Below are 12,500 nucleotides of genomic sequence, written 5' to 3'. Positions count from 1 at the left end.
GCTGCATCAGCTGCCGCGATAGTAGTTGTAGCTCCACGGCCCGAACAGCACGGGCAGGTGGATGCGCTGGCTGGCGTCCGTCACGCGGAAGCGCACAGGGATCTTCGACAGGAACAGCGGCTGCGGCAGGTTGGCCTTGCGCGCGGCAAAGTATTCGTCGGCGTGCAGCAGCAGTTCGTAGGTGCCCGTACGGTAGGTGTCGCCGATCAGCAGCGGCGGTTCGCTGCGGCCATTGGCGGCCAGCGTGACGGTCTGCATATGGCGCGGCTGCCCATTGTCGATCCGGTACATGTCCACGCGCATGCCGGCGGCGGGCGTGCCGTGCCAGGTGTCGAGGGCGTGCATGGTCAGGCGCGGGCTCAGGCCGCCTTGCTGCACCGGGCCGGTGGTCTGGTTGGGCGCGGTCTCGGCCAGCGCGCTGCCGGCCAGCAGGGCGCCGCCGCCCAGCGTGAGGGATTGCAGCGCAAAGCGGCGACGGCTGGCGTCGAAATTGGAATCATGCTGGTCGCGCATATCAGGCTCCACGCTTGCTGCCGAGCTGGCGGATGCCGACCACCACCAGCACCGCTGCCAGGATTTCGATTACGGCCACCAGGTACAGCCCGGAGGTGACCTTGCCGGTGGCGTTCTTGATCAGGCCCATCGCATACGGCGCGCCAAAGCCGGCCAGGTTCGAGACGGAGTTGATCAGCGCCACGCCCACCGCGGCGGCGCTGCCGGCCAGGTAGCGGTTGGGCAGCTGCCAGAACACGGGAATCGCGCTCATGGTGCCGACCAGCGAGGCGGTCATGGCTAGCAGGGCGATCACGGGCGACAGCGCATTCATGCCAAGCAGCACGGCCAGTACGGCCATGGCCACGCCACCGATCAGCGCCGCGCCGCTGAAGTGCCAGCGCACTTCATTGCGGCGGTCGGAATGCGCGCCGTTGGCGATCATGCCGATGGCACCGCACAGATAGGCCACCGCGGCAATCCAGCCAACCGCCATCGGGGTGGTGAAGCCGGTGTCCTTGATGATGGTCGGGATCCAGAACGTCAGCGTGGAGTTGGCGCACAGCAGGCAGAAGTAGATCGCGATCAGCAGCCACACCTTGGGGTTGGTGAAGACGCCGCGCCAGTCATGGCCGCGTTCGCCCATGGCCGCGTTGTCGCGCTTGAGGGCATCGAGCACCACGCGCTTTTCATTGTCGCTGAGCCAGCTGGCCTGCTCGGGCTTGTCGGTCATGTAGAACCAGGCAAAGATGCCGGCCAGCACGGACGGAATGCCTTCGATGATGAACAGCCACTGCCAGCCGTGCATGCCCTGCACGCCGCCCATCGAGGTCATGATCCAGCCGGCCAGCGGGCCGCCGAGCACGCCGGCGATGGCCGAGGCCGACATGAACGTGCCGAACGCCCGGGCGCGTCGCTCCGACGGGTACCAGTAGGTAAGGTAGAGGATCACGCCCGGATAGAAGCCGGCCTCGAACGCGCCGAGCAGGAAGCGCAGCGTGTAGAACTGCAGGGGCGTGGTGACATGGGTCTGCAGCATGCAAATCACGCCCCAGCAGATGGTGATGCGCATGATGGTCTTCTTGGCGCCGATCTTCTGCAGCAGCATGTTCGACGGCACTTCGAACAGGAAGTAGCCGATGAAGAAGATGCCGGCGCCGAGCCCGTACACCGCTTCGCTGAACTGCAGCGAATCGAGCATCTGCAGCTTGGCGAAGCCGATGTTCACGCGGTCCAGCCAGGCCAGCACCCACAGCACGCCAAGGAAGGGCAGCAGGCGCCAGGAGACCTTGCGGTAGACGCTGGCTTCGGCGTCTTCAGTCGCGCCGGCGAAGATCGGCACGCCTTGCTTCGTAATGGACATGGTGTCTCCTGTCTCGTCAGTTTGCGTCGTGCGGCCCGGCTGCCCGGAGGCGGGGCGGCGGGCGCCGTCCGTTTGGTTGGAAGCAAGTATAGGAACGGCCCGGCAAGGGGGAACGGGAGTGCTGGTATAGGCCCTATATCAGCATCGATATGGGGCGGAAAGCCTTATGTGGCGCGGGTTTGCGGGTGTTGGCGGGGCGCGTTCGCGGACCTATGGATTACCCTAGTCGGCGGATTCATGGCCCGCGGACGGACATCGGTTCCGGGAAGCCCGGAGCGCCTGCGGGTTCGACCGCGTTGCCGTGCGGTGCGCGACACGCTACAAAGTGGCCATTGATGGACCGGGATAATGCGGTGATTGCATTGCCAGCCGCACCCGGCCGCCATCCTCGCCCAGGACCCGACCATGATCCGCGCCGACGACCCCTTCGATACCTATCTGCTGCGCGTGCTGTGCATCCTGATTGCCGAGCAGAGCGTCTCGCGCACGGCCATCCGCCTGAACCAGTCGCAGCCGGCGATCAGCTCGGCGCTCAAGCGGCTGCGCGCGATTTTCAACGACCCGCTGCTCACGCGAGAAAAGAATGTGATGGTGCCGACCGAGCGCGCCTTGCAGATCGCGCGCAATGCGCAGGCCGCGCTCAGCGCGCTGGACAACCTGCTAGTGTCGGACGACCGCTTTGATCCCGCCACCACGGAGCAGACCTTTACCGTGGCGATGCCCGATTACCTGGCGCCGCCGTTCTTCGCCCACGTGGTGCGCGAATTCCGCCGCGCGGCGCCGCACGCGCGCCTGGTGGCCATGCCGTTGAGCGCATCGTTCGACTACGAACAGGCCTTGTCGGAAGGTGCGGCGGACATTGTCATCGGCAACTGGCCCAACCCGCCGGAACACCTGCACCTGTCGGTGCTGCTGGAAGACGAGGTGGTCTGCATGGTGGCGCAGGACAGCGCGCACAACCAGCCCGGCAAGTTCACCGCGCAGGCTTACCTGGGTGCGGCGCACATCGTGCCCACGCCCTATTCGCGCGACCAGCGCGGCCTGGTCGATTCGGGACTGAGCACCATGCGCGTACACCGCGACAACCGCGTGAGCTGCCCCTACTTCAACCTCGCGCCGAGCCTGATACCCGGCACCGACCTGATCCTGACCACCGGTCGTCACTTTGCCAACTATCACGCACAGCACGTGCCGGTGGCGGTGCTCAGGCCGCCGATCGAGTTCCCGTTCATGCGCTTCTACCAGCTATGGCATCCGTCGCGCCATCGCTCGGCCGCCCATATGTGGCTGCGCGGCATGCTGACGGCTGCCTCGCAGGAGCTGCGCAATCTGCGCGACATGCAGCAGGCCTAGCCCTATCGGATTCTGTTATGCGACCTATAGGGCAGAGGGCCTCGCCGCTGCCCGGTGCGCTTCCTATACTCGGCCCGTATTCAACGCCATGCCTTGCCAACGCGGCGGGTTCTACGGGAGAGCAGTCCATGTCACAGTCAATCGATCTCGCGCCGGTCAACGCGCTGGACCAGGCGGGCTTCGCGCGCGTGTTCGGCAGCGTGTTCGAGCACTTTCCGCAGGCGGCGGCAGGGGCGTGGGCGCAGCGCCCGTTTGCGTCGGTGGCCGCGCTGCATGACGCGATGATGGATGTGGTGCGCAAGCTCGACGACCAGGGCCAGCGAGATTTCCTGAACCTGCACCCGCTGCTGTCCGGCGCCAATATCCGCGCGGGCACGATGACGGCGGACTCTAACGCGGAACAGAAGAGCGCGGGCCTGGATGCGATGTCGGCGCAGCAGGAGGCGACGCTGGACCGCATGAACGCGGCCTACCTTGCGCGCCATGGCTTCCCGTTCATCATCTGCGTGCGGCACTACTCGCGTGAAGGCATCTTCGCCGCGCTGGAGCGCCGCGTCGACCGCAGCACGGCAGTGGAGCTGGATGAGGCGCTGGCGCAGATCGCGGCGATTACGCGAGGGCGGCTCAACGCGCGCCTGAACGCGCTGGCGTCATGATTGCCGGGCACGCAGCCAGTGCCGGCCGACTCAACCGAGCCTGAACTGTCCCACCGCCCCCGCCAGGCTCGCCGCCTGCGACTGCAGCGCCGAAGCCGCGGCCGTGGATTGCTCCACCAGCGCCGCGTTCTGCTGCACCATCTCATCGAGCTGGGTCACGGCCTTGTTCACTTCCTGGATGCCGCGTGTCTGCTCGATAGCCGCATGCGTGATCTCGGAGATGATGCTGGTCACCTTCGAGACATTGCTGACGATCTCATTCATGGTCTCGCCGGCTCGCTGCACCTGACCCGAGCCGGTGGTCACGCTGCCCACGGTCGTTTCGATCAGCGTCTTGATTTCCTTGGCGGCCTGCGCGCTGCGTTGCGCCAGTGCGCGCACCTCACCCGCCACCACGGCAAAGCCGCGTCCCTGGTCGCCGGCACGCGCGGCTTCGACGGCGGCGTTCAGCGCGAGGATATTGGTCTGGAAGGCAATGCCTTCGATCACGTTGATGATGTCCGCCACGCGCACCGAGGCGCTTTCGATTTCACCCATGGTGCTGATCACTTCGCCGATCACCACGCCACCGTCCTGTGCCACGCGCGATGCCGTGCCGACGGAATCCCTGGCCTGCTGAGCCGAGTTCGAGGACTGCGATACCGTTGCCGTGATCTCTTCCATCGAAGCTGCAGTCTGCTCGAGACTGGCCGCCGCGCTTTCGGTGCGGCGCGACAGGTCGATGTTGCCGGCGGCGATTTCCTCCGACGCCGCGCGTACGGATTCGCTCGCGTCGCGGATCTCGCGCATGACGGTACAGAGCTTGTCGGCAAAGGTGTTGAATGCCACGGCGATCTGCGCAACTTCATCGCGGCCGCCGGCGGGCAGGCGCTGCGTGAGGTCGCCATCGCCGGAGCCGATCGCGCGCATGGCATCGCGGATCTGCGACAGGCGCCGGAACGACACCGCCGTCACGGCGCCGGCGACAATCGCCGCCACGCAGGCGATGATGATGAGCGCCAGCACCGCGGCAACCAGCGCGGAGCGCATGCCGGCGGTGGCCTCCGACTTGTCCAGCGCGACGATCACCATCCAGTCGGAGTTCGGGATCTCACGCGCGCGCAGCAGCTTGGCGACGCCGGCGACTTTCACTTCAAGCGGTTGCGTGGCACCGGGCAACGTCGCAAGTTTGTCGGCGCCCAGCGCCGGCACCAGTTCCGACACCGGCTTGAGCGTGAGTTTGTCGTCGGGGTGCGCGACGATCAGCCCGTTCTTCGACACCAGCATGCCGAAGCTTGCCGGCGTCGGGCGGATCGCCTTGACGTTGGCGATCACGGTGTCCATGGCCACGTCGCCCGAGACAACGCCTTTCACGCCGCCGTCGCGCACCACGGGCGCCGCGAACGCGACCACCAGCTTGCCGGTGCCCGCATCGACATAGGGCGGCGTCACTACCGGCTTGCCGGCGCCGATGGCCTGCTTGTACCAGGGGCGGCCGGTGGGATCGTAGCCGGGCGGAATGCCGGCCGGGTTCGAGAACCTGGCGGTCTTGTCCGCGTAGCCGACGTAGACGTTGGTGAAGCCGCCGGCATCGGCGATCTGCCTGAGCGCGGCGTCGGGTTCAGGCTGCAGCACGGCGTCCTGCAGCGAGTTGATCATCTGGCTGTGGGAAGCGACCCAGTCGGTGATGGCGGCGGCGTGGCCGTTCTGCACGGCCGTGAGGCTGCTGTCGATCGCTTCGTTGTTGTAGCGGTTGGCGACGATCTGGCTGAGCGCCGCGTTGAGGGCCAGTGCGGCGACGACAATGGCCACGCATAGGGCCATGATCCGCGCGCGGATGGTGGTGAACATCGGGACAGTTCCTTCGTAGGGAATCGTTGGGGGCGTTTGAGCGTGGGGTCTCCACACCGGCAGGTAAACGGAGTCCGTTCCGCTGACTTGAGGCTGCCCGGCCGGTCATCGTGAAAATCGGCGCATGTTGCGGATTCAACACGCCAACCTGGTGCGCGATCCGGCACTTGGTGCTGTCGTGAATGCGTGCATTCGCGAATGCAAGTCCCCCTTCACTGCATGATGTCGCAGGGCGCAATGCGTGACGATGCATTGCGTGCAACTGGCATTGCCCTGCAGCGCGATATCGCGGCGAGCGGCCATTGCACGGTCGATGGCGGCGCAGCAATTGCGTCGCCGCGCTGTGCTGCGCGCGCCCATGCATACATCCTGCCAGCGGTAAAGTCTGGCTGAGCGGTCATGCAGGCAATAGACCACATTCCCTTACGGCTCATTACAAACACTTACAACGCTTATGCCGTCTGGCGCATATTCTGCGGTCACCCCACAACCAAACAGGTGGAGAGACACCGTGTCAGCTCTTTCTTTTTCTTATTCTTCCAGCGCATTGCGCATCGTCGCACTGGCCGGCGCCCTTGGGCTGGCAGCATGCGGCGGCGGCGGTGATGGTGGTGGCAGCGGTGGTGGCCAGGGAACGCTGAACGTTTCCATGACCGACGCGCCGTCTTGCGGCTTCGACCACGTCTTCGTGACCGTCAACAGGGTGCGCGTGCATACCGACGCCAATGCCGATCCCAACGGTAGCGGCTGGGTCAATATCGATGTGTCGCCCGCGCGCAAGATCGATCTGCTGTCGCTAACCAACGGCGTGCTCACCACGCTGGGCCAGACCGCGCTGTCGGCTGGGAACTACCAGCAGATCCGGCTGGTGCTCGACGCGAACACCGGTGGAGGTGCGGCTGCGCTGGCCAATTCCGTCGTACCTACCGGCGGAAGCGAACAGACGCTGGATACGCCGAGCGCGGTGCAATCGGGCATCAAGATCAACCGGCCATTCACGGTATCGTCCGGCACGCTGACCGACCTGGTGCTGGATTTCGATGCCTGCAAGTCGGTGGTGAAGCGTGGCAATGGCAGCTTTGGCCTGAAGCCGGTGGTGACGGCGGTACCGACCGTGGTCAGCGGCGCCGTGACCGGCGTGGTGGCTTCGGCCCCGGGCGCAAGCGTCTATGCCGAGCGCAATGGCGTGGTCGTGAAGGCCACGGTGGCGGACGCCAACGGCAACTTCACGCTGTCGCCGATCGAGCAGAGCAGCACTGCAGGTCCGGTGGATGTGGTGGTGGTGCCGGGCTCCGCCAATGGTCGCGCCACGGGTATCGTGCGCAGCGTGCCGGTGGTGGCAGGCGGCAGCACCGCGATCTCGACCTCTGCGTCACCGATGTCGCTGCCGACTTCGACGTACCGCCGGGTCTCGGGGACGGTGTCGCCGGCATCTGCCGAAGCGACGTTGCGCGCGCTGCAGCTGGTCAGCGGCGGTACCTTCGAGATCGCCGCGACCGCTGCCGCTTCCGATACCGGTGCCTACAGCTTCTTCCTGGCCGCGCCGGCGCTGCCGGTTGCCGCGCCGGTGATCGGCACGTACCAGGCAGCGCTGCCGATTCCGCTGCAGCCTGACGCTGCCGCAGGCGGCAAGTACGGCGTGCAGGCCACCAGCTCCACAGGCGTGGTGAAAACGCAGCAGGTGGATGTGAACGCCGCCGACGTGGTTCAGAACTTCTCGTTCTGAGCGAAGCCAGCAGCGGTCTGAAGAGCCGGAAGCGGGCGCAAGCCTGCTTCCGGCTTTCTTGTTGCTGATCTCTCTTTTGCAGCTTCGTGTTTTCGTTTCCGCTGGCCGTGGATTCCCGCTAGACTTTGAGTCTCGCGTCCCCGGAGTATTGCGCCATGGCAGCACGTACCGCGGGCAAGTCCGCCGCCAAGCCAGATGAGTCGCCAGCCTCGGCACGGCAGCCCGCTTCGCGGCGCAAGGCCGGTGCGTCAGGCACGGCCGATACCTTGATACGCGTCGGCATCGGCGGATGGAGCTACGCGCCGTGGCGCGACAACTTCTATCCCGAAGGGCTCGCGCAGTCGCGCGAGCTTGAATACGCGAGCCGCCACCTGACGGCCATCGAGATCAACAGCACCTATCACGGTACCCAGAAGCGCACGTCCTTCGCCAAGTGGCGCGACGAGACGCCCGATGATTTCGTGTTCTCGGTGAAGGCCTCGCGCTTTGCCACCAACCGCCGCGTGCTGGCGGAATCCGGCGACTCGATTGCGCGCTTCATCGACAGCGGCATTGCGGAACTTGGCCCGAAGCTCGGGCCGCTGGTCTGGCAGTTCGCCCCGACCAAGCAGTTCGACGCCGAGGATTTCGAGGCCTTCCTGCAGTTGCTGCCCGATTCGGTGGAAGGCGTGAAGCTGCGCCACGTGCTCGAAGTGCGGCATGACAGTTTCAGGTCGTCTGAGTACCTGAAGCTCGCGCGCAAGCACAAGGCCGCGACGGTCTACACGGATTCGCCGAAGTTTCCGTCGATCGCGGACCTGACCACGGACTTTGTCTATGCGCGCCTGATGGACAGCAGCGAGAAGCTGAAGACCGGCTACGGGCCCAAGGCGCTGGATGCGTGGGCCGGGCACGCGCATACCTGGGCCGCGGGCAAGGCACCGGCGGAGCTGGAGCAGGTGGAAGACAAACAGCCGGCGGCCACGCGGCGCGAAGTCTTCATCTTCTTCATCAACGGCGCCAAGGAACGCGCCCCGGCGGCCGCGCAGGCATTGCTGTCGCGCCTGGGGTGGGAGCCGCGGGAGCCGGTGCCGGTGAAAAAGCGCGCCTGAGGGCGTTGTCCGAAACCCCGTTGCTACAATCCGGCATGAACGAAAACTCCCAATCGCCGCAAGCCGGCGCCCCCGCCGCGGATTTTTCCGCCCTGTCCCTGTCGCCGGCCATGCTGGCCACGCTGGCCCAGCTCGGCTATGACGAGATGACGCCGATCCAGGCCGCCAGCCTGCCCCTGACGCTTGCAGGCCACGACCTGATCGCCCAGGCCAAGACCGGCAGCGGCAAGACCGCCGCGTTTGCGCTGGCCCTGCTCCACCGGCTGGACTCGCGCCGCTTCGACGTGCAGGCCATGGTGCTGTGCCCCACGCGCGAGCTGGCCGACCAGGTCACCCAGGAAATCCGCCGGCTGGCGCGCGCCGAAGAGAACGTCAAGGTGCTGACGCTGTGCGGCGGTTCGCCGATGCGCCCGCAGGTCGACAGCCTGGTCCATGGCGCGCATGTCGTGGTGGGCACGCCGGGCCGCATCCTGGACCATATCGACCGTGGCAGCCTGGAGCTGTCCGCCATCAATACGCTGGTGCTCGACGAAGCGGACCGCATGCTCGACATGGGCTTCTTCGACGACATTGCCTATGTCGCCAGCCGCTGCCCGCGCGAGCGCCAGACGCTGCTGTTCTCGGCCACCTACCCGCCCGGCATCGACAAGCTGACCCAGAAGTTCCTGCGCAAGCCGCAGGAGGTCAAGCTGGCCGAGCGGCACGACAGCACCAGCATCCGCCAGTATTTCTATGAGGTCGACGAAGGCGAGCGGCTGGGCGCCGTGGGCCGCCTGCTGGACCATTTCCGTCCGGCGAGCACGCTGGCGTTCTGCAATACCAAGGCGCGCTGCCGCGACCTGGTGGACCTGCTGCGCGCGCAGGGCTTCCAGGCGCTGGCCCTGCACGGCGACCTGGAGCAGCGCGACCGCGACCAGGTGCTGGTGCAGTTCGCCAATGGCAGCTGCTCGGTGCTGGTGGCCACCGACGTGGCCGCGCGCGGACTCGATATCGCGCAGCTCGAAGCGGTGATCAACGTGGAAGTCACGCCCGACCCCGAAGTCCATATCCACCGCATCGGCCGCACCGGCCGTGCCGGCGAGGAGGGCTGGGCCTTCAGCCTGGTCAGCATGGACGAGATGGGGCGCGTGGGCAACCTGGAGCAGCACCACGGCGGCGAGTTCGAATGGCATGCGCTGGCGGAACTGCGGCCGGCCAGCAACGAGCGGTTGCTACCGGCCATGGTCACGCTGCAGATGCTGGGCGGGCGCAAGGAAAAGATACGTCCGGGCGACATCCTCGGCGCACTGACGGGCGAGGCCGGCTTCACCAAGGAACAGATCGGCAAGATCAACGTGATGGAGATGTCGACCTACATCGCGGTGGATCGCGCCATCGGCCGGGAAGCGGTGCGCCGGCTCAATGCCGGGAAGGTCAAAGGGAAGAAAGTGAAGGTGAGGATGCTGACGGAGTGAGCAGTCCACGGGCCACCGCATAGTTTCGCTCAGATCTGACTTCACGAAGATTCGTGTAAGTCACCCTGTAACGGCGCCCGATCCTTTGCTAATCTGGATGGACATGGCATTTCTGCCGCAGCGCATGATCGACAGAAGAGGAGTGGGTGATGACAACCGCACGCCAGGTCGTAGAGTCCAAGCCGAGCCAGGCCATCTTCAGCATTCCGCCCACGGCGACGGTGTATGCCGCGCTGCAGCTGATGGCGGAAAAAGGCATCGGTGCCGTGCTGGTGATGGAGCACGGCAAGATCGTTGGCATCCTGAGCGAGCGCGACTATGCGCGCAAGGTGATCCTGATGCAGCGCTCGTCGCGCGATACGCTGGTGCGCGACATCATGACCTCGTCGGTCATCTATGTCAGCGGTGACCAGACCACCAACGAGTGCATGGCGCTGATGACCAAGCATCGCATGCGCCACCTGCCGGTAATGGACGGCGAAGAACTGATCGGCATGCTGTCGATCGGGGACCTCGTCAAGGACATCATCTCCGAGCAGCAGTTCATCATCGAGCAGCTCGAGCACTATATCCACGGCGGCCGCTAGCTGGCCCAAAAAGCGGTGCACACCTCGCGCACCGCTCTTCCGCTTATCTGCCTTCATGTGCCTGATCTGGCACATTAGGTCGGACGCAAGCGCGTTCCTGGCCGGTCGTGTTGACGCACTGGCGCACGCACGCCATATGCGATACCGGCATATAATTATGCGGTTACTGAATTCGTAATTCCGGCCATCTGCCGCGGCGCCTGACGCCGCGCGCCTGGACTTCCGGCCGGCCAGTCCCCTGCTTTGTTGCCCGCTTGCGGCCGTCTGGCTGCGTGCCTGCTGTTGTCTGCCCATGTCCTCGCCTACCCCGGCCAGCAAGGCCAACGCTTCAAGTCCCATCGCCCCCGCCCCCGCCCACGACCACCACGCCATCATGCGCGTCATTGGCGGCATCGTGCTGTGCATCCTGCTCGCGGCGCTGGACCAGACCGTGGTGATCCCGGCCGTGCCGGCCATTGCCAATGACCTGAACGGCTTCGGGCACCTGTCGTGGATCGTGACCGCGTACCTGATCACCTCGACCGTCGCCACGCCGCTGTATGGCAAGCTGTCCGACAGTTTCGGGCGGCGCCGGCTGCTGATGGTGGCGATCACCTTGTTCATCCTGGCATCGGTCGCGTGTGCGATGGCGCAGTCGCTGGGGCAGCTGATCCTGTTCCGCGCGCTGCAGGGCATTGGCGGCGGCGGGCTGATGTCGCTGGCCCAGGCCGCCATTGCCGACGTGGTGGCACCGCGCCAGCGCGGGCGCTACCAGGGCTATATGGCCACGGTATGGGCGGTGGCGTCGATCGCCGGGCCGCTGCTGGGCGGCTGGGTGTCCGACAACCTGTCCTGGCGCTGGCTGTTCTGGATCAACCTGCCGCTGGGCGGGCTGGCCATGCTGATGTGCTACCGCGGCCTGGCCATGCTGCCCGCGCGCGGCGGCCGCGCGCGCGTGGACTGGCTGGGCGCCTTGCTGCTGGCCGTGGCCATCGTCGCGTTCCTGCTGGCGATGAGCTGGGGCGGCGATGTGTTCGACTGGCTGTCGCCGCAGCTTGGCCTGCTGGCATTGCTGACGGTGGCCGCCGTGGCCGCGCTGGCCTGGCAGGAGCGCCGCGCCGCCGACCCGATGCTGCCGCCGCGGCTCTTTGCCAACCGCGCCTATGTGATGGGCGTGGCGGCCTCGGCGCTGGCCGCGCTGAATATCTTCCTGTGCATCTTCGCCCTGCCGCTGCACTTCCAGCTCGTGCGCGGCGCCGATGCGTCGATGTCGGGCCTGCTGGTGATGCCCTTCCTGCTGGCCACCGTGGCGGGCAATTTCATCGTGGCGTGGCTGGCGCCGCGCGTGGGCCGCATGCGCGGCATCCTGACGGCTGGATTCGTGGCTGGGGTGCTGGGCCTCGCGGTGCTGGCGCTGTCCACGCCCGCCGTGCCGCTGGCGGTGGTGCTGCTGGCGATGACTGTGGGCGGCACCGGCCTGGGCATGACCATGGTCGGCACGCTGATGAGCGTGCAGAACGTGCTCGAGCGCCGCGACACGGGCGCCGGCACGGGCGCGCTGCTGGTGCTGCGCTCGCTCGGCAGCGCGCTTGGCGGCGCACTGGCCGGCACGCTGCTGACGGTGGAATTCCGTCACGCCACGGCTGCGGCCGGTGTCACGCAGGCGCTGGACCTGGGCGCGCTGCGACATGGCAGCGAAGCGCTCGCGCAGTTGTCGCCGATGGTGCGGCAGGTGCTTGCCGCGGGCGTTGAATCGGGCTTTCAGCTGATCTTTGCCGTAGGGGCTGTGGCGGCCCTCCTGGCACTGGGCATCGTGCGCTGCATGCCGGACCTGGAACTGCGCGGCAGCGTCACCGAACACGCCGCCACGCTGGCCATGGACTGAGCGGCCGGCCGGCGGCAAGCCCGGCATCGGCGTAAACTATCGCGTACCCGATACAGCGAGCCGTCCCGATTCCCGAGACAGGAG

The 12,500-nt window shown here is 66.4% G+C and carries 10 protein-coding genes; 7 read left to right on the top strand and 3 right to left on the bottom strand.

Annotated elements, in window-relative coordinates; genetic code table 11:
* Window positions 1-6 precede the first annotated feature (6 nt).
* Together uraH and AC3FNH_RS21490 are read right to left on the bottom strand one after the other, a co-directional pair.
* The gene (gene uraH, locus AC3FNH_RS21495) at window positions 7-513 is read right to left on the bottom strand and encodes a hydroxyisourate hydrolase (RefSeq protein WP_276099064.1); all 507 of its coding nucleotides are present in this window, start codon (window positions 511-513) and stop codon (window positions 7-9) included.
* Between the two features lies 1 nt (window position 514).
* Window positions 515-1,855, bottom strand: a complete 1,341-nt coding sequence (locus AC3FNH_RS21490) for an MFS transporter (protein WP_488721490.1) — start codon at window positions 1,853-1,855, stop codon at window positions 515-517.
* Between the two features lie 405 nt (window positions 1,856-2,260).
* On the opposite strand from AC3FNH_RS21490, the gene AC3FNH_RS21485 reads away from it, so the two are divergent.
* Window positions 2,261-3,208 (top strand): LysR family transcriptional regulator, encoded by a 948-nt coding sequence (locus AC3FNH_RS21485; RefSeq protein WP_276099066.1) that lies wholly within the window; start codon window positions 2,261-2,263, stop codon window positions 3,206-3,208.
* A gap of 128 nt (window positions 3,209-3,336) precedes the next feature.
* On the top strand, window positions 3,337-3,864 hold the full coding sequence (gene uraD, locus AC3FNH_RS21480; RefSeq protein WP_488721489.1) for a 2-oxo-4-hydroxy-4-carboxy-5-ureidoimidazoline decarboxylase: 528 nt from the start codon (window positions 3,337-3,339) through the stop codon (window positions 3,862-3,864).
* Window positions 3,865-3,894: 30 nt separating this feature from the next.
* On the opposite strand, the gene AC3FNH_RS21475 is transcribed toward uraD, so the two are convergent.
* Window positions 3,895-5,694 carry a methyl-accepting chemotaxis protein gene (locus AC3FNH_RS21475; RefSeq protein ID WP_488721488.1) on the bottom strand — a complete coding sequence of 600 codons (1,800 nt, stop codon included), beginning with the start codon at window positions 5,692-5,694 and terminating at the stop codon, window positions 3,895-3,897.
* A 511-nt stretch (window positions 5,695-6,205) separates the two neighbouring features.
* Here AC3FNH_RS21475 and AC3FNH_RS21470 point away from each other — a divergent pair.
* The 5 genes from AC3FNH_RS21470 (at window position 6,206) to AC3FNH_RS21450 (ending at window position 12,416) form a co-directional block, all read left to right on the top strand.
* Window positions 6,206-7,420 (top strand): DUF4382 domain-containing protein, encoded by a 1,215-nt coding sequence (locus tag AC3FNH_RS21470; RefSeq protein WP_276099070.1) that lies wholly within the window; start codon window positions 6,206-6,208, stop codon window positions 7,418-7,420.
* A 155-nt stretch (window positions 7,421-7,575) separates the two neighbouring features.
* Window positions 7,576-8,511, top strand: a complete 936-nt coding sequence (locus AC3FNH_RS21465) for a DUF72 domain-containing protein (RefSeq protein ID WP_488721487.1) — start codon at window positions 7,576-7,578, stop codon at window positions 8,509-8,511.
* 35 nt (window positions 8,512-8,546) lie between these two features.
* Window positions 8,547-9,965 (top strand): ATP-dependent RNA helicase DbpA, encoded by a 1,419-nt coding sequence (gene dbpA / locus AC3FNH_RS21460; protein ID WP_488721486.1) that lies wholly within the window; start codon window positions 8,547-8,549, stop codon window positions 9,963-9,965.
* A gap of 149 nt (window positions 9,966-10,114) precedes the next feature.
* A complete protein-coding gene (locus AC3FNH_RS21455; protein ID WP_276099073.1) occupies window positions 10,115-10,552 on the top strand; it encodes a CBS domain-containing protein in 438 nt (145 codons plus the stop codon).
* A gap of 292 nt (window positions 10,553-10,844) precedes the next feature.
* Window positions 10,845-12,416 (top strand): MDR family MFS transporter, encoded by a 1,572-nt coding sequence (locus AC3FNH_RS21450; protein ID WP_488721485.1) that lies wholly within the window; start codon window positions 10,845-10,847, stop codon window positions 12,414-12,416.
* The last annotated feature ends 84 nt before the right edge of the window (window positions 12,417-12,500 follow it).

The sequence above is a fragment of the Cupriavidus sp. 22TCCZM01-5 genome, assembly GCF_057798915.1.
Note: the sequence above shows the minus strand (reverse complement) of the source record. Positions and strands in the feature narration are given on the sequence as shown.